Annotated in this window: 18 protein-coding genes; 2 read left to right on the top strand and 16 right to left on the bottom strand. The window is 49.2% G+C overall.

The window, feature by feature from the left end:
• Window positions 1-12: 12 nt before the first annotated feature.
• The 8 genes from IPH59_05005 to mtnA all read right to left on the bottom strand — a co-directional run bounded on the left by IPH59_05005 (window position 13) and on the right by mtnA (window position 7,530).
• Window positions 13-849: a PHP domain-containing protein gene (locus tag IPH59_05005; protein ID MBK7091066.1), complete on the bottom strand. Its 837-nt coding sequence runs from the start codon at window positions 847-849 to the stop codon at window positions 13-15.
• Window positions 834-2,387 carry a glutamate formimidoyltransferase gene (gene ftcD, locus IPH59_05000; GenBank protein MBK7091065.1) on the bottom strand — a complete coding sequence of 518 codons (1,554 nt, stop codon included), beginning with the start codon at window positions 2,385-2,387 and terminating at the stop codon, window positions 834-836. Before ftcD ends, IPH59_05005 begins: the two co-directional genes overlap by 16 nt.
• Before the next feature lie 26 nt (window positions 2,388-2,413).
• Window positions 2,414-3,346 (bottom strand): hypothetical protein, encoded by a 933-nt coding sequence (locus IPH59_04995; protein MBK7091064.1) that lies wholly within the window; start codon window positions 3,344-3,346, stop codon window positions 2,414-2,416.
• Between the two features lie 2 nt (window positions 3,347-3,348).
• Window positions 3,349-4,164, bottom strand: coding sequence for a DUF3108 domain-containing protein (locus tag IPH59_04990; protein MBK7091063.1), 816 nt, complete (start codon window positions 4,162-4,164; stop codon window positions 3,349-3,351).
• A gap of 7 nt (window positions 4,165-4,171) precedes the next feature.
• A complete protein-coding gene (locus IPH59_04985; protein ID MBK7091062.1) occupies window positions 4,172-4,612 on the bottom strand; it encodes a hypothetical protein in 441 nt (146 codons plus the stop codon).
• A 51-nt stretch (window positions 4,613-4,663) separates the two neighbouring features.
• Window positions 4,664-5,296 (bottom strand): threonylcarbamoyl-AMP synthase, encoded by a 633-nt coding sequence (locus tag IPH59_04980; protein ID MBK7091061.1) that lies wholly within the window; start codon window positions 5,294-5,296, stop codon window positions 4,664-4,666.
• Window positions 5,297-5,380: 84 nt separating this feature from the next.
• Entirely contained in the window at window positions 5,381-6,460 is a 1,080-nt protein-coding gene (locus IPH59_04975) for a mannose-1-phosphate guanylyltransferase (protein ID MBK7091060.1), read from the bottom strand.
• Window positions 6,461-6,534: 74 nt separating this feature from the next.
• The gene (gene mtnA, locus IPH59_04970; GenBank protein ID MBK7091059.1) at window positions 6,535-7,530 is read right to left on the bottom strand and encodes an S-methyl-5-thioribose-1-phosphate isomerase; all 996 of its coding nucleotides are present in this window, start codon (window positions 7,528-7,530) and stop codon (window positions 6,535-6,537) included.
• 144 nt (window positions 7,531-7,674) lie between these two features.
• On the opposite strand from mtnA, the gene IPH59_04965 reads away from it, so the two are divergent.
• Both IPH59_04965 and IPH59_04960 read left to right on the top strand, forming a co-directional pair.
• Complete coding sequence (locus IPH59_04965; GenBank protein ID MBK7091058.1) at window positions 7,675-8,448, top strand: TIGR01458 family HAD-type hydrolase; 774 nt, start codon at window positions 7,675-7,677, stop codon at window positions 8,446-8,448.
• A 139-nt stretch (window positions 8,449-8,587) separates the two neighbouring features.
• A complete protein-coding gene (locus IPH59_04960; GenBank protein MBK7091057.1) occupies window positions 8,588-9,559 on the top strand; it encodes a PD40 domain-containing protein in 972 nt (323 codons plus the stop codon).
• Window positions 9,560-9,624: 65 nt separating this feature from the next.
• On the opposite strand, the gene IPH59_04955 is transcribed toward IPH59_04960, so the two are convergent.
• The 8 genes from IPH59_04955 to IPH59_04920 all read right to left on the bottom strand — a co-directional run bounded on the left by IPH59_04955 (window position 9,625) and on the right by IPH59_04920 (window position 21,810).
• Window positions 9,625-11,112, bottom strand: coding sequence for a leucyl aminopeptidase (locus IPH59_04955; GenBank protein MBK7091056.1), 1,488 nt, complete (start codon window positions 11,110-11,112; stop codon window positions 9,625-9,627).
• A 55-nt stretch (window positions 11,113-11,167) separates the two neighbouring features.
• Window positions 11,168-12,994 (bottom strand): bifunctional homocysteine S-methyltransferase/methylenetetrahydrofolate reductase, encoded by a 1,827-nt coding sequence (locus IPH59_04950; GenBank protein ID MBK7091055.1) that lies wholly within the window; start codon window positions 12,992-12,994, stop codon window positions 11,168-11,170.
• 8 nt (window positions 12,995-13,002) lie between these two features.
• Window positions 13,003-13,980, bottom strand: coding sequence for a methionine synthase (locus tag IPH59_04945; GenBank protein MBK7091054.1), 978 nt, complete (start codon window positions 13,978-13,980; stop codon window positions 13,003-13,005).
• Entirely contained in the window at window positions 13,958-14,935 is a 978-nt protein-coding gene (locus IPH59_04940; GenBank protein MBK7091053.1) for a hypothetical protein, read from the bottom strand. Before IPH59_04940 ends, IPH59_04945 begins: the two co-directional genes overlap by 23 nt.
• A 110-nt stretch (window positions 14,936-15,045) precedes the next feature.
• A complete protein-coding gene (locus IPH59_04935; GenBank protein ID MBK7091052.1) occupies window positions 15,046-16,347 on the bottom strand; it encodes an HDOD domain-containing protein in 1,302 nt (433 codons plus the stop codon).
• A gap of 80 nt (window positions 16,348-16,427) precedes the next feature.
• The gene (locus IPH59_04930; protein MBK7091051.1) at window positions 16,428-19,151 is read right to left on the bottom strand and encodes a response regulator; all 2,724 of its coding nucleotides are present in this window, start codon (window positions 19,149-19,151) and stop codon (window positions 16,428-16,430) included.
• A 79-nt stretch (window positions 19,152-19,230) separates the two neighbouring features.
• Entirely contained in the window at window positions 19,231-19,377 is a 147-nt protein-coding gene (locus IPH59_04925) for a hypothetical protein (protein ID MBK7091050.1), read from the bottom strand.
• A 156-nt stretch (window positions 19,378-19,533) separates the two neighbouring features.
• Window positions 19,534-21,810, bottom strand: a complete 2,277-nt coding sequence (locus IPH59_04920) for a dockerin type I repeat-containing protein (GenBank protein MBK7091049.1) — start codon at window positions 21,808-21,810, stop codon at window positions 19,534-19,536.
• Window positions 21,811-22,078: the final 268 nt, after the last annotated feature.

Genomic DNA, 22,078 nt, shown 5'->3' with positions numbered 1-22,078 from the left:
CGGGCTCCTTTGTCAGGTTGATTTTCTGCTGGCAAGATAGTCTCTCATTCGGGAAAGAATTACGTAGGGGACTTTTTGATTGCCCATATCAGCGCGGGGATCATTGCGACCGTGCCAATCGGAGCCGCCTGAAATCAATAGCTTGTGTTTTTCAGCGACTGCTTTGTAATGACGCACTTGGGCGGGTGAATGTTTGGAATGAAAGACTTCAATTCCATCCATTCCAATCTCAGCGAGATATGGAATTGCATCGTCGCGCCGTGCCGTCCCGGGATGTGCCATCACCACAATACCGCCGGCATCATGGACAAGCGAAATTGCCTCGACTGGGTCAAAAAATGTCTTGGGCACATAAGCAGGCGCATGGTAACCAAGGAATCGATTGAATGCTTCGTCAAAGGTGTGGACATATTCCTCTTTGACCAATGCGTCTGCAACATGGACGCGACCGACAGCACCACTGCCGGCCATCGTCTTTACAGTTTCGATTCGCAAGTCAATTCCCATTTCATTGAGTTTCTGGACTATCAAGAGCCCCCGCTTCAAGCGTTCGTCCTGATAGTACTTAACTTTGTCCGACAATGGATGATACAACGGATCGACGAAATAGGCCAACATATGTATGTCAGATTCCTCATGCGTGCACGACAATTCGATACCGTTAATCAATTCAATTCCCAGTTCTTTGGCACGGATGGCTGCCTCGGGCAACCCATCAAATGAATCGTGGTCGGTGATTGAGATTGCACTGAGCTGCTTTTCAGAGGCATATTCTACCGTGGCCGTAGGCGTGTAACGCCCGTCGGAGTAGACGGTATGCATATGCAGATCAATCAGCTTGTCGGGCATCCAATTTTTCCGATCACTATATCACGAGCACGTTTCGATTTGATCTCGGCTTCGTTGAGGACCTTGCGCGACTCTCTATCAATTTCTGCCTTAATGGACTCGTCCGAAATACCCGGTAGGTTTATCTGGACGTTGTAATAAGCGCCCTGGACCGCTGCATGAGCCATAAGAGCACCGACGCCGGCATCGCTTATGGAGTTTACGTTACCAATTTCGGCAATCTGAATCGCCAAATCGATAGCGAGAAGTGATTTTTTCATGGTTTCCAGTGGTGTGCGCGTTGCGGTTATTGTCGCCTGCTGTATCGCCGCTTTGCGAGTCTCCAACTGCTCAGGCGTTTCTTTCGGCAGTTTCATGGCAGCCATTAGCGCATCAAACGATGCCGCATCACGGGCAACGAGTTCGTATAACTGGTCCTTCAGTGTGTCGGTTTTCTCGAGGATTGCAGTCGCTTGATCCTGAACATCGGCATACTTCTTCTTACCAATTGTCAAGCGGCATACCATGCTCGCAAGTGCTGCTGCCAGTGATCCGGCCGCCGCAGAAACTGACCCGCCGCCCGGCGCAGGTGAACTGGAGGCGACGCTTTCGACAAACGTACTCAATCCGGAACGACTGCCTTGTTCCTCTAGCGCCTGCTGAAGTTTTACTTCCAGGATTTGTTCTTTGCTGAAATTTTCCAACATCAGGTACCAGCGCGCAGAATTGGCGATTGCTTCGTTCGGAACGAGTCCGACGATTTCTGTTGATGTTACAAATGTCCCCCAACGGGCGGCTTCGGATTTTATCGTTTCCAGCACTCGATAAATCGGTGTCTGCAAATAGTTGACAAGATTCATCGAAACCTGGACGCAGTTGCGGTCTTTGATTTCAAACCCCATAGCGCGACAATTTGTAAATCCACCGGTGTTAGCCCGGATCGATTTGGCAATTCGCTGCGCTATCTTTAGATCGTTCGTTCCGAGATAGGCATTGAATGCAATCAATGGAAGCCTAACGCCTACCGCGATCGCCCCGGCTTGTTCATGCAATTTGCGCGGACCAAAATCAGGTATGAGAGTATCATCTGACTGGATTGTAGCCTTTATCCCTTCATATTGGCCGTGCTTGTTACGAATATCAGGCAGACTCACTCGGTCAGGACGGGTAGCCGCCTGTTCATACAGGTAAACGGGAATTCCAAGCTCTCTACCGACTTGCTCCCCGAGTGACTTCGCCAGCTCGATGCACTCCTCAACAGTGACTTCGCTTATCGGAATGAAGGGGCAGACATCAGTTGCGCCCATCCGTGGATGCTCGCCTTGATGAGTGTTGAGGTCAATCAACTGCGATGCCTTCTTAATTCCTTCGAAAACACCCTTCCTCACCGCTGACGGATCACCCGCCAAAGTCACGACTGCGCGATTGTGGTCTTTGTCCATCTCGGCATCAAGAAGTACAACGCCGGGAATCGCTGTGATGGCATCGGTGATCGCTTTCAGAACCTCTGGACGCCGCCCTTCAGAAAAGTTCGGAACACACTCGACTATTTTCGGCATTTCTCAAATCTCCGTTTTGACTTTGCCTACAACCGCTCACGAACAGCAGCCCAAAGCAACGGGAGCATGATTTCATGGTGTCCGGCAAAGTCATAAGTTGTCGCACCCAGCAAACGCGGTCGCGCGACGAAATTGTTTCGCGGGCGGTAAAGCCCGATCATATCGAAATTAGCTACAGTAAACTTCGTAAACTTCTTATCAAGGTTGCGTGCGATAGCGATGGCCTTTAGAAAAATCTCCGGCATTATCACGGCAGAACCCCAATTGAGCGCCACTCCGCCGTTTCGCAACTGTGTTACGTTATAGCAATGGATCTTGAAATCGTCCTGTGAGGCGGCTCCGATTACGGCACCATCGTAGCTTGGATGCGCATTGACAATATCCGTTCCAATTGCTACATGAACCGTCGCAGGTATGCCGAGCGACTGAGCCACGGCGAAGATCGATCGCTGTCGGTTCTTTGCCTTCTTGCGATTGATGTAGGCGCCGGCGGCTTCGCCAAGACCAATCTTCTCTTTTCTCACAGTCTCAATGATTCCGGCATAGTGAGCAGCTGTTTCTTTTGTCATTCCGAACTCGCCCTCAGTAATTGCCGCCTCTACATCTTCAGAGGTCTGCCCAAAGAATGCCAACTCCATATCGTGAATCAATCCGGCGTTGTTCGTTGAGATCATTTGCACACAACCGGCATGCATCATTTCGCATAGTATCGGCGCCAATCCGACTTTGATCACATGGGCACCGAACATCCAGAGTATTGGCTTTCGACTCTTTTGTGCACGTATTATCGAAGCTGCAAGCTTTTTGAGATCTCCGCCCTTAAGTATATCCGGGAGTGAATCGACGAAATCCGCGACACCGGCAGTCGACAATTTCACATCAAATTGTGACTTGTGGACCTTGGAACGACGGCCGGCAATCGAACGAACTTTTAATCTCGCGAGATCTATTTTTTTCATCGCTACCAATTCAAATTGCCGAGCTTGAACTCGACCAACTCAGCATGGATGGAGCCGACCAAGACTTTACTCTTCATGAGAACAGGCATCTTGAGTCGATCATCTGTTAGCCATACTTTCACTTCGCCTTCTTGCTTGAATACGCCTGCCGCCTGAAGCATCGGCTCAACGACAATACAATTGAATCGGCCGGCAGGAACATCAACTGTTTCGCGTTTGAGAATTCTGACATCCATAACCGTCGCTGAATCATGATCAACATAATTGAGCTTGACTGTCTGGCCAACTTCTAAAGGCAGAGTTCGTATGTAATAGAACGCAGTCATGACATCTTGTGAAAATGCGGAAATGGCAACGGTATCGATATGATCCTGCCCCTTCTGAGTTATTGCTCGACGCTGTTTGTAGTCGAGGCTGATCTCTCTTGAAGAGTGATAGGAGCCCTCGTGTAGTGCCTTGAAGAAGTAGTGCGAAAACAACCCATCGGCATCGAATTGGCAAACAATCGTATCGCGTACTTTATAGAATCCGTCAAAGAACTTGTTGGAATTAGTCTCAGAATAAATCTCAAAACAAAGCGCACCATTGTAAGTGCTCGTGTCGCGAACTTCAAGCGTCGCTGTACCGGCTGTGACGAAGCCATATCCTACACTAAATTTCAGGTACTCGCCGGGACCAAATGAATCATTTGGAAGCTGGCGATAGAGGCTTTCGGCAGGTACGGGCGGCGTTCCTGTTGTGTCTGCAGCTCCAGACTCTCCACGGAAACTCAGCAGCAAAATGATCACAGCGACTGGTACGACAATCGCGATTCCCAAGGCTTTCTTACGGTGTTTGACGATGATTTTCTATCCTCCGGATAATATCTGGAAGTGCCCGGTTGATTTCGCTGTATATCTCTTCAAAGGTGACTTTATATTCTTCCAAAGATCCGCCAACTGGATCGTCAACTGAGTGACGTGCATCACCATGTCCGGGCTCTGGGAATGCCTTCACCATATAAAGTTTCTTATCAGCGTCTTGCCAGTTTTTTAGTACCTCAAAGTGATTTTCGGCAAGCGCAAACACCAGATCCGACTCCCTGAAGATTCGGTCCGTCATGCGTGTCGAATGATGCCCGGAGATGTCAATCTGATTGCGCCGGGAAATCTCTACAGCGTGATGCGTGGCCGGGTAGCCATCCAGCGTACCAATCCCTGCCGAAGAGACATCGACATCCTCGATTCCACTTTTGGCCAGCAGCGTTCGTAAGATTCCTTCGGCCATTGGAGAGCGACAAGTATTTCCCGTGCAAACATATACGATACTATACATTAGTTATGATCTTCCCTCTGCGAAGTTTAACACTTCGGAAAATGGTATAGTTCCCTCCCGAAGCAGTATCGGCTGCCGGCCACTCAGATCCACTACCGTGGTCGCGCGTTCAGTCATCGCCATCGTCTCCAGCACAATGATAGCGACAACGCCTTCGAAAGCCGCCAAGACCTCCCTGTCTGTTCGACAATCACTCGCCCCTGAAATATTGGCAGAAGTAGCAATCAACGGAGTTCTTGCTTCTTGGCAAAGAGCTTGAATAAAGGAATGGGAGCTAATTCGAATTCCGATTTTGCCATCAGTTCCTACAACACCTGCCACATCCTTGAGTTTTGAATTGAGGACAACAGTTAGCGGTCCGGGCAGGAATCGTCTTATTATCTCGTCCGCCATTGGTGAGCCAATTTCTGCGATTCCAGGAATGTCCGCGACGTTCGCCACGAAAACAGACGAGGGCTTGCTTAAGTCCCGCCCTTTAGTTTCGTAAAGTCGGCGGACCGCCTCATCATTTAGTGCATTACACGTCAGCCCGTAAATTGTCTCGGTCGGCACAACGACGCACTCTCCTGCATTGATAGAAGTCGATGCAAGTTTGACCGATTCTGGATCGTGGCAACTAATGATGCGAGACTTCACGATTTGTGATAATCCAACTTGAGTAGTCATTGACTCTGTGGCAATTGTATTCAAAGGCGGCATTGACAAATTCGTCCGCTACGTTTACAGGTATTTGTCGTAGCGAGGATCGTCCTTCATGCGCGCGAGCAAAGTCTTAATGTCATTGACCCGTGTCTTGTGTGCAACTAATACAACCGAATTTGTCTTGACTACTACAAGATCCGAAACGCCCAGTGTGGCAAGAATACCTTCGCCGGCATTCACTACAGATACTTCAAATGACTCGTGCAAAATTGTGTCGCCGATTGAGACATTGTTGTCTTTGTCTTTGGTGCTTATCCGTTCGAGAGCAAGCCAACTTCCAATATCATCCCAGATCAAGTCCGCTTTAATGACTACCACATTATTGGCTTCTTCCAGAACACCAACGTCAATTGAAACGCCTTCCGCTCTTTCAAATAGCTCGTGTCGAGCCTTTATCTCATCAGGTGTTCCGATCTTCTCGCCATACTCAGTCAATAGTCGGTACATTTCTGGTTTGCATCTTGAAATGGCACTGAGAATCGACTTAGTCGACCAAATAAACATGCCGGAATTCCACATATGCATCCGGCCAATGTAATACTGCTGTGCGAGCGTCCGGTTTGGCTTCTCCTTGAACTGCTTGACCTTGAAGCTAATCAAACCGTCAGAAGAATCGTATTGGTCGCCAAGTTCAATGTAACCGTAGCCGGTTTCTGGCCTGGTCGGATTGATACCAATAGTAATCAGCACGTCATCTCGCTGGGCAATCGCCGAACCAAAACGGAGTATGTCAATAAGTCGTTCTTTGGGACGGATGAAGTGGTCCGCAGAAAGAACCACCATGACACCCTCTGGGTCCTTTTTGAACAAGTGGATTGCGGCAAAGCCTACGGCCAGACAGGTGTTCTTTCCGAATGGTTCTGCGAGAATGTTACTATCCTTAACTGCCGGATGGCGTTCAAGAATCTGTTTCCTGATGTTTTCGCCAGTGACAATTACGGTGCGTTCTAAAGGCACGAATTCGGACACTCTATCAAGAGTTTCCTCTAGCATCGTCTTGTCAGAAGCTATTTTGAGCAGTTGTTTCGGATTTTCGCGGGTTGAGAACGGCCAAAACCGTTCACCTTTTCCGCCGGCAATTATGGCAACATGGATCATCGTCGTTCACTTCCTCTATAGCTGTTGAATATCAATGTTTTAACACCATGTGTCAAGTCTGGAAAGCAGCAATTCTAACCCACCCACCTGCCGCAACGGATCACTTCCCGGTCCGTAATGATGGCAGAAATCAGATGATTCGGAGTCACATCGAATGCTGGATTGTATACTCGGACGCTTTCCGGAGCTGTTCGGTGATTTCCCCATTGACTGACTTCATTGCCGGAGCGTTGTTCAATTTCAATGTCCACGCCGGAAGCGATGCGATTGTCAAATGTCGATGTTGGCGCAGCGACATAGAATGGGATATTGTGTTCTTTTGCCAGAACCGCCAATGAGTACGTGCCGATCTTATTGGCGACGTCATAGTTTATAGCAATTCTATCCGCTCCGACAATCACGCAGTCGACAATCCCTTGTGCCATAAGGTATCCGGCCATATTGTCGGCAATCAACGTAACGTCGAGGCCTTCGCGAATCAATTCCCAGGTTGTAAGCCGCGCTCCTTGTAATATTGGTCTTGTTTCACAGGCGTAGACACCGAGTTTCTTGCCGGAACGAAAGGCCTGGTAAACGACTGCCAGCGCCGTGCCACTTCCTCCCGTTGCAAGCGCCCCGGCATTGCAGTAAGTCATCACTGTACCGATAGCAGGAAGCAGACTCATTCCATTCAAGCCGATTCGGTCACACATACGTGCATCTTGGTCGTGTATCTGCATCGCGAGATCCAGCAGTCGTTTGTTGCGGTCGGGCGATTCAGAAAATGCGTGATAAGTTATCAGCATTCGCTCTACCGCCCAGCTTAAATTGACTGCCGTGGGACGTGCTGATCTAATTTCGTTGACCGCAACCGCGAACTCGATCTTATTGCGACAGTGCATTGCCGCCATTGCCACGGCATAAGCTGCGGCCAGCCCGATGAGTGGCGCTCCGCGAACCTGAAGAGTCTTAATTGCCGTAACTATCTCGTGATAGTTGGTCAGTCGAACGTATCTCTCTTGAGTCGGCAACAGAGTCTGATCTAGTATCTCGACTTCGTTATCTACCCACCGAATTGTAGTAAAGTTCATTGTAGTTCGTGTCCCGTTCCGACGGTGTTTGTTGATCCCAAAACTCCGACAATTAACCTTTTCGGCGCTCTTAAATCAAATATAATAGCGAAGTTAGGAGAAGAGAATCTTGCCCATAAAAATGCGGTCCCAGCCGGAGGCAATTTGGATTTTAGCTTAATCAAGACTTTTCTGTTTGACCTTGACGGTACGTTAACAGTTGACGGCCTTCCGATACCGGGAGCTGCCGAAGCTCTCACGTCGCTAAAGGCAAAGGGATTGGCCGTTCGTATCTGCACAAACACTACTACTATGTCCAGGGATACAATGAGTCGCAGACTTCGGCAGATTGGGCTGCCAATTGAACCAGCGGAAGTCTTCAGTGCTCCTTCAGCTGCTGGCGAATTCCTCCGTCAGCATCGTATCGAGAGATGCCTGAAGTTGCTGTCAGATGACGTTAAGCATGATTTCGTCGAGTTTGAAGAAGACGACAGCAATCCGGAGCGGATTGTCATCGGTGACATTGGTGGTAGCTGGGACTATGCTTTAATGTCGAAATTGTTCTCTCTCGTGATGAATGGTTCGAAGATTATCGCTCTTCACAAGGGTCGATATTGGCTAAGTGAAGGGCGCCTCAAACTCGACATTGGTGCGTTTATAACCGGCCTTGAATATGCGACTTGTGTTGAAGCGCAAATAATCGGCAAACCTTCGACGGATTTCTACAAGATGGCGCTTGCGAGCGTCAAGTGCAGCGCCGACGAAGCCTGTATGATTGGCGATGACCTCATCAACGACATCCAGGGTGCTCAGAATTGTGGGATAAAAGGAATTCTGGTAAAAACGGGAAAGTACCTTCAGGACAAAGTATCGACAGCCAGTATTAAGCCGGATTTGATAGTTGACTCAGTTGCGGATTTGCCTGATTTTCTGGTTTAATGCCTACTAATTAGCCTCCTGTGCGCTATTGACATCTCAAGTCAAATCAATAACTTACCGATAATCTGAAACATTCGGATGAATTTGAGTAAAATATGTCATCGAGAGTAAATTACTGCGTCTACCATAAAGGAGAACAATGAAGAAATCCCTCACCTTAGCTACAGTCTGCAGTCTCATCTTGATTTGTTTCGCGATCGCAACGAGTGCGACTATCAAGAAGGGTGCGACAATCGCCTTCCTGAGAAACAACGATGTTTGGCTGATGGATGCCGATGGGAGCAATCAGCGCCCATTCGTCACCGGATTGACAAATGCCGCTGGACGCCTTACTTGGTCGCCGGACAACAAGAAATTGGCGTTCGCCCGTCGCGGCGCGCTTCAGCTGCAATATCCGGATTTGGGTGGTCATCAGCACGCAGTGTATGATTTGTTTTATGCCTACACCGACTCGAGCAACAGCTTTTGGGAGAATATCACCAACACAATGGGTGCTCAGTATCCCGAGTTTAGCCGCGATGGCAGCAAGATCATGTTTCTTCACGACCTGAATGCCAACATGGCGAATGTCGTAAAACCAAACTATCGAATTTGCTTCTACGACACGAAGACGTTCCTTCTGCGCAATCTTGATCTACCCGCAAGTTCAGAATTGATGGTCGGATCACCGACGATGTCTCCGGACGCACGCCAAGTGGCATTTGTTGTGATGCGACTCCAAGGCGAGCAATTTGCGACTGCTGGTATTGCCATTGCTGGTGTGGCAGAATTCCCACTCAAAGATGATGTGATTCTGGAACGGGCGAACAAGTGGCAAGGCGCAACAGCACCGTCGTGGTCACCTGACGGCAAATGGATAGCCTTTATGTCGAGCGATCTCTCGAACCAGGCTTTATCCATTACATCGCCGGACTTAGCTCAAAAGAAAGTCCTGTGGAAGCCATCAGCCGGTTTGGGATTTGCTGGCGGACCCGTGTCTTGGTCGCCTGACTCGAAGTTTGTGGTGTTTGCTACTCAGAACGGTTCTATCTACAAGTTGGCTATTGCCGGCGGAGATCCGGTTCGCCTCTCTGGCCCTGGAACTGACTACAATCCTTCTTGGTCTAACTAGTCAGTATTAGATTTCTACACAAGGATGGGGTAACCGAGGCGGTTACCCCATTTTTCATTGCGGTGCTAAAGCTTGCAAAGAGCCTCAGTCAAAACACGGACTCCGAATCCTGAAGGTCCACGAGGAACGTATTCGCTCCCGCGGTACTCAAAATCGACCCCGGCAATATCCATGTGAAGCCACGGGATATCTGCTGTGAACTGCTTCAGGATCAACCCGGCTGTGATCGTGCCTGCCGGCTTGCCGCCTGAATTGGTCATGTCTGCAACGCCAGATTTGAATTGATGAGAGTATTCTTCAAGCAATGGCAACTGCCAGACTTTCTCGCCAGTGCGTGCTGAGGCTTTGACAAAAACCTCAGTCAGCTCTTCTGAGGTAGAGAGAAATCCTGCACAACCATGCCCTAACGCCACCGTGACAGCGCCAGTCAATGTTGCAACATCGAACAAGTAGTCGGGACGAAGCTTCGAGGCGTATCCGAGTACATCGGCAAGCAGCAAGCGACCTTCGGCATCAGTATTTACGATCTCAATTGTCTTACCTATCGAAGTCGTCACAACGTCACCCGGTTTGTACGCAGTACTGCTAATCATGTTCTCGCATGTAGGAATGAATGCGGTAATCTGCGTCTTGGGTTTAAGCTGAGCCAATGCGGCCATTGTGGTAAGTACGACCGCAGCACCGGTCATATCCTGTCTCATTTCACCCATATTGTCAGCAGGTTTAATGGAGATACCGCCGGTATCAAATGTGATTCCCTTCCCAACAAGTACTACCCTCTTAGTGGCTTTGGTGCGTGGTATGTAATCGATCTGAATCAAGTATGGCTGTTCTTTCGATCCTTTCGCAACAGCAAGAAATGCGCCAATCTTCATCTTCTCGATCTCAGGACGACGATAGATTTTCACGCGAAGGCCGTGCTTGCGAGCGATTCGACGAGCCTCGTTTGCCAGAAAACTCGGTGTCAAGATGTTAGACGGACAACCCGAGAGGTCTCGGCAGTGGTTCTGCAAATTCGAGATCATCAATCCGCGAGCTGCGCCAAATTTGATAATGGCAGTCTCGGCTTTCGAACTCAAGATCGTAACGCGACCCGGACGCGTTCGGCTTGGTTGTCCCGACTTCAAGCTATCGTTGAAATAACCGCCAAGGTTGAATCCTTCAGCTATTGCCTGTCCTGCATCTTCTGACTTGACTTTAGTGTTCGAAAACGAAGGTACAGCGAGGACAACGTTTTCGCAGTCCTTACGAGTAGAAGCCGACCCGGCAACACCGCCCGCCTTACGCAGTAATTCGAGGCTGATTTCCTTGCTCGCTCCCAATCCGATCAGGAGCATTCGCTTTATGCCCTTCGGTGGGTGAGGTATGACTAAACACTGTTCTAAAGCGTTTCCGAGAAAGTGGCCGCCCTGCTTCAAAGAAGCGATCTGACCATTTAGTAGTTGATCGATGTGGGTTACGTAATCGGATTGGTTCCTATCAGTGTGAATCAAGACGCATAACAGATCACACGATAGTTTCTTAATCCCGAATTCTTCGCAAACGAGACGCATCAAAATCCTCCATGCCCCGTGCTATTTCTCGCTACTTGATAATCTTATTGGGTAATTATTCCAAGACTTTTAGGACTGTCTCAAATCTTCCGAACGAAGGCATTAGATTGGCACCCTGCACCATTCCTTTGGCGCGCTGCAGGAGATCGCGGCAAGATTCAATTCCAACTTGCGCTGCGTCCTTGCCGGCATCATTCATGGCACGGCGTAGGTCGGCGGGAATTTCAATTCCGGGGACTTCGTTGTGCAAGAACTCGGCGTGCCGGTATGACTGGAGCGGCAGTAATCCGAGGAGAATCGGAATCTGAAAATTCCGAGTTCGCTCGAGAAACTGCTCGAGCACATCAAGCTCATAAAGAGGCTGTGTCATTGCGAATTGCGCACCTGCAGCAATCTTTCTCTCAAGACGTTCCAACTCCTGAGTGAGTGTCTCCAACGTCGGATTGATTGCGACTCCAATCGAAAACTCTGTGTTTGATCCGATCGGATTGCCTGCTAAGTCTGCGCCGTTATTGAGTCTTGCGATGATATCGACCAAGCCGATGGCGTCGACATCGTAGACAGCAGTGGCATTGGGATAGTCACCCAAAGAAGGCGGATCACCAGTAAGCGCCAAAATGTTCCTCACGCCCAACGCATGCGCTCCGATCAAGTCGGATTGAAGTCCCATCAGATTTCTATCGCGACACGTGAAGTGTAGAATCACGTCAATCTTTGTCTGTGCGCTGATAAGTCCTGAAACGGCCAAGCAGCTCATTCTCGTTCTAGCCATCGGAGAATCAGCAATATTCACAGCGTCAACGCCAACTTCCTTCAGCTTGGCAGCCGCCTTAAGTACTTTCTCAGCATTGGCGCCGCGCGGCGGGTCGATTTCGACCGAGACCACAAATTTCTTCCCCAATTTGGCGGCAAAGTCTGACACGCGCGCATCGGAGGTAATTACAGTGCGATCTCTCGCCTCTTCACCGACCTCGACACTTTGGTTCGTCGGCGATACTCGCTGGAAGGAACCAATTACTCGTCTCATCGCGCGAATGTGATCCGGGGTCGTGCCACAACACCCCCCGACAATCGAAACGCCCAAGTTCAAAAACTTGCCGCAATACTCGGCGAAGTACTCCGGCGATGACACATAGAAAAAACGGCCCTCGTTGTATTTTGGCAATCCGGCGTTGGGGAGCGCCGACAAAGGCATATCAGTCATGCCATGCAGCAGCGCCACAAAGTCATATATTCGCTGCGGGCCAACGGAGCAGTTAGCTCCTAAGATGTCGAGCTTAAGCTCTCGCGCCGCTTCCAGAACCTCCAGCGGGGAACTTCCGCGAATAGTCCTCAGGTCATCGTTAATGCTAACTTGACCGGAAATGGGCAAATCGCAGATCTTACGAATCTCTTCAACAGCAAGTCTCAGCTCTTCAACATCGGGTATAGTCTCAACCATAAACAAATCGACGCCGCCTTCAAGCAGTGCCGTCGCTTGTTCCGAAAAAAGACTTCGCGCCTCCGCCGGAGTAAGACCGCCGAAGCGGCCAATCAGTTTTCCCAAGGGGCCGATTGACCCGGCGACCAGAATGTCCTTGCCGGAAATCTCGCGTCGATCGCGTGCAATCTTGACACCGCGATAATTGATCTCCCGAACCAGGTCTTCGAGTCCGTGTTGAGCAAGCTTGAGCCGATTGGCTCCATAGGTATTCGTCTCGATTAGATCACTACCGGCATTGATGTATTCTTCATGAATGGCGCCGATGAGCTGCGGATCGGTAAGATTCAAGTGATCGAAGCAGTGATTGAATGAAACGCCCTTTGTATAGAGATATGTCCCCATAGCGCCATCACCAAGGATAGCACCCTGCTTAAGGCGACTTAAGAATGGATTAGACATGTGTGCCTTTAGAGGCCGAGTTCAGACTTAACGATCTTGACCGCAGCAACCATGTTTCGGAGCTTTGCTGCAGATTCTTCCATCGTGCGTGTCTTGAGTCCGCAATCGGGATCAATCATCATGAGTTCTGCGTCAAACACCGACAATCCCTTCTTGATACCAGAGACTATCTCGTCGACGCTTTCAATTCGATGGCTGTGAATATCAAGAACACCATAGGCGATTTTCTTAGTGAACTTGGGAGTCTTGAACACATCAAGATTTGAGTATCCTGAATTGGCGAATTCCAAGTCAAGTTGATCAACCGGTAGATCGAGGATTCGCGGGTAAATCGTCTTGAAGTCCCCGTAACAGATATGGGATATTGTCATCGCTTTGATTCCGGCAGTTACGATGCCCATCGCTTCGATTGCGATTTCAAGTTCTTCCGGGCGGGTGGATATAGCCGGCTCGTCAATCTGGATGTAGCGGGCGCCAGCGTTTTCCAGATCCTTGACTTCATCATGCAACAAACGCGCAAAAGCCAACACAACGTCTCGGCGAGTATCATAGTGTGTGTTAAAAGACCAGTCGCACATTGTGTACGGGCCAGTCAGCATTCCCTTGACCGGTTTTTTCGTCAGTGATTGTGAGTACTTGTACATTTCGACCGTCATCGGAATCGGGCGTTTGAGCGCGCCGGCGACAATCGGCTTACGATAATAGCGATTGCCGTATGAACGGACTAAATCACTGATCCCCATGCCTTCGAGCTTCTCAGCGAAATAGGTAGTCATATCGCCGCGTTCCATTTCGCCATGCACCAGAATGTCGATTCCGATTTCTTCCTGGAGGGCAATGATCTCGCGAGTCGCCTGCAACTCAAGTTCTACCAACTGCTCATGCGTGATTTTGTTGGTCGAAAACGCCGTGCGCGCCTTTTGTAGGTAGTCGGGCTTAGGGAAGCTACCGACACTCGTGGTTTCAAGCATTCTTGCTACCTCCATTAGTCTCGGCAACGGCTTTCGTCATGAGTCTGATCTTTGCTAACGCCTCACGATGCGGGAGGAACTCCAGTCCGCACGACGGGCTGATATAGGCATCAGGGCTTTGCGCGGCGATTCTCTTCAGTGTCTTCTGCAATTGTGCCGGTTCTTCCATCTTGATATTGCGGGCATCTACAATTCCAAAACAGCACTTGAACTTGCCGCCGAGTGAAATCAAACTATCAACGTTGGCCGGGTGCGATACGCAATCGGCCGCTATTACATCAATTTTCAATTGGCCAATCTTGGGCATCAGATTGTTGATGTTGCTAAAATAGTAGCAAGTCCAAAATTCAGCTTTCAAGCCGTTGGTTACGCTATTCAGAGCCGAAAACGCGAGATCGGCATCTTCGGGGCTATAGGGCAAGCAAGGATCGTCAAACTGGATGTGCGTCGCCCCTGCTGAAATTAGCGCTTCAGCTTCGCTTCTCAGCGCCGCGCTTAGGGCCTCAACTAACAACTTCTGACTGCCATAGTGTGAATTGTCTGACAGCAGTGCAAAACTGTACGGAGCAGGCAGTATTGCCTTGATTGCTTTGCCAGCTTTCTTCGAAGCAAATCGAAACTGATTGACGGTAATCGGATCGCGCCACTGTACTGCGCCGGACACTTTTGGCTTTCGATAGTAAACATTGTTATCAAACCAGCGTAACAGCCCGCCAATTTCGAATCCTGCAAGGTGCTTTGCCAAAGGCGTTACGATATCGTCCCAGCGAATCTGACCGTCAGTGGGAAGATCAACTCCTGCTTCAATCTGCTCTGAGATTACTCGCGCAGTTACAGAGTCGAATGCCTCATCAAGTTCAGCCCGCGTGATTTCCTTCTTGTCAAAACGGTGCAGCGTCTTACGAATGTTGACCTGCCCCTTCTCTGAAGGAAGCTTTGGATAGTTACCGATACATGTAGTTCTTAACATAGACGCATACTATCTTTCTTCTCGAAATTTTGCAAATAAATTTGCTCCAAAACCAAAAAAAACCGTCGGTACTTTTAGCACCGACGGCATATTCAGAAAGCGCAAGAAACTCAGCTTCCGACCATGGTGCTGTCGAAAGCATCCATTCGTTCCTTGATCCGTTTATCAATATTGATGGCATCTGAATCGTTGTAGAATTCCTGGTCTTCAAAGCGTGAAACAGCTTTTAGCTCCGCCAAAACTGCGAGAATCTTGAGAATCGAGTTCTCGATTACGGCGAGCGATGCCGGCACTTTCCCTGAGTTATCACCGATATCACCCCGCTGTAACCCCATTTGCAGGAGTTGTACGCGTCCACTGATTGCAGTGGCTACGTTGTTCAAGTAATGCGACAAGGTGGCAATGGCGATATTCTTGGAACGAATCATGCCTGCCAGCCGCTCTTCTGCCAGAAGCTTGCCGGAGAGTTCCTGGCGCGCCTTGAAGAGGCCTTCAATCATTAAGTATGACTTGCACAGCTCTCGGTTTGCTCTGCTTAGTAGTTCATTATGATTGCCAATGTCAATACCGATGTGACCAGCCGCCGTAATGGTATCGTCCAACAATTCAAACGCAAGACCGTCGAGAAATTCGCGTTGTAGACCAAGCCTCATAGCCAATTCGTGGACGTGGATTGCATTTCGCTCAATAACCTTGAGATTTGGTGTTTGGATATTTCTTGCAAGAATGTTGGCAAGTTTGATAATGGACAGGAGCACGTCGTCCCGGTTTTCTTGGTGCAACTGGTGATGACTGCGAATAATGCGCTGAAGATCCTCAGGTAAGCGCCACTTGCTGGCAATTACACTTCCAAGTTCCGCATGATCGACATCAAATATTCTGCGCTCGGCATCAAGAATGTCTTCACCGGCCTCTTCTGACAAGGCGACTTTAACATAATGTTCAGGATACGCATTTAGAATGTACAGCTTGCCAATGTCGTGCAAGAGTCCAGCAACAAAAGCTTCTTCCGGATTCTTCTGACCGACTTCCTGCGCGATACGCCGCGCCAACAGACTTACGCCGATGCAGTGGAAGTAAAAGTGTCGCAGAGTATCTTCGCTTAGAGCCGCACCCTTCTTTGGAGGGGTAAATACCGACACAGAAAGAGCAATGCACTTTATTGCGTTGGCGCCCATGACCCTGATACCCTGATGCACGGTCTTGATCGCCGCATTGCGACAGTAGTAACTTGAGTTGGCCATCTTTAAGACCTTAGCAGTTAGCGATGGGTCTTTCAAAATGATGTTCGCGATTTGATCGGGGGAAGTTTCTTCGGAAGAGACTGCCTCTAGTACTTTGATGAGAGTGTCCGGTATTGAAAGAAGATCTTTTGAAGAGTCAACATTATCAAGGAGGCGAATCTTTTCCATAACACCACCAGCGCGAGAAAGGCCATTGTGATTACTTTCTCTATTTATCGGCTGTGTGGCAATGAACTGAAGCAGAATCGTCAGGCAGTAATCATTTGGCAGGCAGCGCCAATAACTTTGCCTAATTGTTCCATTTTGAAGGGCTTAGTGAGTACGAAGTCGGCATGTCCGGCATGTGCCTTTTCGAGATCAGCAATATTGTCCCAACCGGAAAGAATAATCACTGGAGTGCGCGGCGAGTGCTTTTTGACTTGTTCGGATATCGACCAGCCGCTTATATCCGGCAATCCTGCTTCAGCTATGACAAGGTCAAACGGCTCTTGTCGGAACAACCTGAGCGCTTCTTGCCCGGTTTCAACTGTCGTGATCTTGTGTCCCATTCGAGTAATGATGTTCGATAGCAGCTCTCTAATGACCTCTTGATCGTCGATCCCGAGAATGCTCAAACTACGTTGTTTCTCGCGCTTTCGTACGTCGCGAGGCACTCTCCAGACTATTGACTCTAAACGCCCGTTGGGGCTGGACACAGCAAATTCACCCGCAAGATTACGAAAACTCTCGGGAAAGTCTGATGCCGATTCAACGGATTGCCAATTCTGTACATCCAGGATTCTGTCTCGGAACCTCCGCATTTCGACTTCGCTCGTCGTCACCTGAAAATTGCGATGCTCTGAATCTTCAAAAGCGGATAAATAAAGTCTTGCCTCGTGAGAGCTGCCAAACAAATGCTCTACTAATGACTCGATCGCTCGCAATGTTTCCGGACGCTCTACTCCGAGCTTTGTGGTGTCTACGTTGCTTTCAATTCGGTGCCAAGTTACGAAATCGGTATGCGAAGCACCGTTGCTTGGCATAATCACGCTACTACTCTCAGCAAGATTAACACCAATAGGATTCGCCGCTACAGTTTCAATTTTGGTGTCGGGACGCGGATCCGGTTTTTCGACTCGAGTCAATACCTCAAGTCGCAACGCAGCCAAGTCGGCAATTCTGCGATACAACTCAACACCTTCTCGCGGAGCAACAAGCTCGCTACTGGAAAACAACAACACTGCACCGAAACGTCTGTCACCTGCTTTCACTGGAATCGTGACTTGTTGCAGGGATTCCGGCAGATCAGAGATAGCTTTTTGGACGAGCCCCTGCTGATCATCAGGAGCGCGTTCGACAATTACAGCTTTGGAAACAAAGCACTCGGATTCATCTCCGACTATCGAATTTGTCAATAGCGACGAAATCAGCGCCTGTTGGCGGTTCTTTGAGATATCTGATGGGAACTTGAATCCGCTGTGTTCGGACTTCGAGTAGTTTGCTGTCGGTGAGGGCAAATCGAGCGAAATCAGTCGTGCTTTCTGACCGGGTACCAATTTTGTTGATATATCCGCCAAAGCATCCAGGACATGATCAGGTGTCGACGATTCAAGTATCCGCCGCAAGTGCGATTCTAACTGCTGGACAGAATTGCGGAAGTTGTCACCGTCGCGTTTTGCCATGAATAAGAAGTGAAGATCTGCCAAATAGACTGATGCAACACGCACAGCCGAAAGTTTCTCTTCAGAAAATTCAAGAGATGCGCTTTCACTTTCAAGTAGCAACACCAAGTCCTCGCGCTCGGGGTATGGAATCGGTACAAACAAGGTCTGACGCGGTACCGAATCAAAACCCTTCCCCGCCGGTGTAGACTTTGGTGAAGTCAGTAGAAGGAGTTTGCGTTCGCTCACAGAACGGCTAATTCCATCCAGCTTGCGCCGGTCAAGAAGAAGTCCTGTTTCTGCTCCCCCTGAAGAAGCTTGTATCCTGAATTCACCATCCATGTCGCGAACCACAAACTTTATGCAGTCAGCGTCAAAGAACTTGCGAACTCGTTCAAACTCCACTGCCTCGCGAAGCTCTAGATTGCCACCAATTCCCCGTCTAAAGAACAGCTCTTCCGTAATCCGTTTGGCCTCTTCCGATGGCTTGAGGCGATCTTTTAAGCGAAGTATCTCTTTTTCATTACGAACCGATTCAAGCAAAGAAGCAAGGTGATTGCTCGCAACGTTTATTGCGGTTACGCGGCGCTGGTTAAAGTGAAATGGCTTAGTCGAAAGCAGTGCAATTGATCCAAGAATACGATCTCTTGCACGTAACGGGAACACAGAAACTGACAGGAATTCTGAGCCGGCAAATAGGCTTGCTGTTGCCTGGTCGGCATCCGAGAGGTTCACCACATTTTGAACTCGCCCCAGTTTTTGCACTCGGCCAAAGATATCTCCACCGACACTCAGGCGTTCAAGACGTTTCGTGATTTCGGGCGAGATATTGGAAAATGCCGCGAGAATAAGCTCTTCGGTGTTTTCTTTGAAGAGCACAACAGCTGCACCGTCGGCTTCTGCACGCTTTAGAAGTTGGTTGATGCTCAGATTCAGAATCTCGACAAACGAGAACGGCTGTTGCGAAAGGTCCTGAATATTGAGATAAAGCGAACGCCATTCTTCATCGTCACTCTTCTGCACTTCGCTCTGGTGCATTGAGGAAGCAATGTTACCTACACCCCAAATCAGACATAGTAGGCCGCCGGCAATGAGCAACTGAGATACTGCGATGATCCAGTAACCAACCGAAGGCACAAACTGATTGACGAATGCCGGAAGTCCAAGCAGTAGCTGCAAAAGTCCGGCGACCAAGCAGAGTACTAATCCGAGAATAATCTTCTGCCAACCGTTTTCCGCAACGCCTCGTAGCCGACGCCGGAATCGGGGCACAAAAAACAACAGCACCGCGGCTGATATGACTATGAAAATGCCATAAAGATCAAACTTCATTGTAATTCCTCCCGCCGGGGGTCTCCGGCGGCATAATCTGTCGCAGACTTAGCTGCTTCGGTAAGTAAGTCGAAACGTCTCAACGACGCTTCTTAAAGAGAATCGAGATTCCGAGTGCGATTATAGCCGCCGGCCACAAATAATCCCAAATATCGCCACTAATGACATCAAGGTTCTTAAGAAGAAACAACACGCCAAGTGCGAGTATTACAAAACCGACAAACATCGCCCTACTCCCCGTAGTCTTGGCTAAGATTAAAGGCATTTTTTTGCAGCCTGCAAGGGATTTTTCCGACGAAAACTCGTCCTGCCCAATAAAAAAAGGGTTATGGGAGAACGCTCCCATAACCCTAAGGTCGTAATGTCCAGACCGGTTATGCTGCTAGTACAGGCACGGCTCCGGTCCACCGAGATAGATCCAGTTGACCAAATAGACCACATCGGACACGTTTGTATCACGGTCGCAGTTCACGTCACCTGTAATGAACAACGGAACTGGCGACGGGCCGCCTCCAAAAATGTAGTTGATCAAATACGTAACGTCGGTCACGTTAACGATACCGTTGCCGTTGGCATCACCGAACGTATAGATCCACACCACAACCGGCATGCTGAAAGGTGTATTCGTCGCCGTCGACGAGTTGATTATCAGATTGCCCGTGTGACGTCCAAGCCCAAGTCCGACTGGATCAGACCGCACGGCAATACTATCCAGCGTAGTCCCCGAAGTTGGAATTGGTGTCAACCACGGAACGTCGGCTGAGGCTGTCCAATCAACACATCCACCAAATATGTTGTATATGGCAACATACTGGAGTGCACTTCCCAATTGAGTGTACTTGTACAAGTAGAGGAGCGAATCGTTGGACAGATACAACTCCGCAATGCCCGGCGTTGGTTGCACGGTAAAAGTAATGGCGATTTTACGCGGGGGATCCAACGAGACGTCAGATCTAACTACAATAGTGTCCAGATAAATTCCAGGCGACAACCCGGCTACTCGTGCGCGAACCGATACCGTCGCTTGACCTCCGGCAGACACCGGAGTCGCCGTCAACCATGGCTGTGTAAATGATAGTGACCAGTTCAGCGCCGGCACCGAAACGGCTTGAGTAACCGTAAATGTCTGCGCGGGAATGCCAGGATAACTGCCGCATTCGACATCAAAGAAGGCAATCGACGTCTTATTCACGAACAGATTCTGCGGTACCTCCATTTTCCAGAAGGTCACAGCAACGCGGCGAGGCGAGTTAACAGCATTACTCGAGGTAATTGTAATCGTGTCGTAGTGCTTGCCGAAATCCACAAGATTGCGATCGAAAGTTAGTGTAACTGGTTCTGGAGTCCCTTGAACGGCGGTTCCAGAGTTGCTGCTAAGGCCCAACCAGGCGTTCTTCTTGGTCAACGTCCAATTCATGACGCCACCGCCATTATTCTCGATATACAGAATTCGATTAGCAGGATTCTGAGTATCTGAGCCGACAACGAAGATTGAATCTGGCGAGAATTCGATCACAGGAAATGCTGAAAACAATTCGAACACGACTTTGACCCGGCGAGGACTGTTGATCGCAGTCGGGTCACTGATCAAAATAGAATCAACGTACACCCCTGCAGTGAGTCCCGTATTATCAATGCTAACTGAGACATTTGATGGGGCAGTACCATTGTACGATGAAAGCGAGAACCACCCGGCGTTTTCTGTGGCTGTCCAGTTGAGGACGCCCTGACCAATGTTGTTGATCGCGAAGGCCTGATTTGCCGGGTTTGTCCCGTTTTCCAGTCCCTGGAATCTGAGACTGTCTGGAACTACCTGGATCGTCGGTGGAGGAATAGTCAATGTCAAAGTCACTGGAAACTTCCGCGGACTATTGCTGGCGTTAGGAGCGGATATGCTCACGGTGTCATGATATGTCCCAGCAGTTAGTGACGCTGTATTTACAGACACCACCATTGCTGTCGGCGCAGTACCATTAGAAGGCGAAAGCACTAACCAGCTACTCAGCTTTGTCGAAGTCCAGTTGAGGACTTGCCCGCCAACATTGGTAATATTTTGAATCTGAGAAGGCGGATTGCCCTGGCCGACCTGGCCGTTGAATGCAAACGAAGGCTGACTCAATTGGATGATTGCAGGCGGTTGAGGATTGCCAATCTTAATTTCGCCTGCCTTGAATTTGGGTTGATAGCCGTTGCCAAACGGAGGCGAGAATTCATAGGTGCCAGCGGGCGGAACAAAAGAAGAATCAAAGACCACGAATTGATCCGGAGCACTGCCACTCACAGTATACCAAATAGTGTAAAGCAGACCATCTCCTGCCGCCAACGGATTCTCGGCGCTGAAATCTGCAAACCCTACCAAAATGCGTCGATTTAAGGGATCATGATTGGGGGTGATTCTAGGACCGGGAGGTAGCCTGGTTCCAATGTATGACACCGAATCATACGTAATGTCGGGTGAATTCCAGGTTAGTCCAATCGAGTAACCACCAACCGGCGTGTCGGTGTACGCCGTTACCGGCAGACCGACTTTCAATCCGGCGTTCGTAGTTACTTTGCCGGCCCGAACTGTGTCGGGCGTTCCAGCATCCTGTGCCAGCGCAGTTCCTGCTAATAGAAACAGAGCCAGCAGAAAAGTGGAAACTGCTCCTGCTCGTCTCATAACGAACCTCCCTCATCCAATAAGGTTGTGTATCGAAGTGTTTTATTACGCAGATTAATACGAATTCACTCCTACGACTAGAAATGTCGAAGTAAAAAGATATGACCTTGGCTGTTAATACAGATTAGAAATAGTGTAACCCAACCACCCATGATAATCAACACTCTTGAATGCAAACTGTCAAGAGCTAATTGAGGCAACTGCAAGTTTGAATGCAACTTTGGTGCATTCCTAACACACATTGGCACAACAACAAAAATCGGGCGAC

The organism is bacterium (assembly GCA_016708315.1).
GTDB lineage: Bacteria > Zixibacteria > MSB-5A5 > CAIYYT01 > CAIYYT01 > JADJGC01.
Note: the sequence above shows the minus strand (reverse complement) of the source record. Positions and strands in the feature narration are given on the sequence as shown.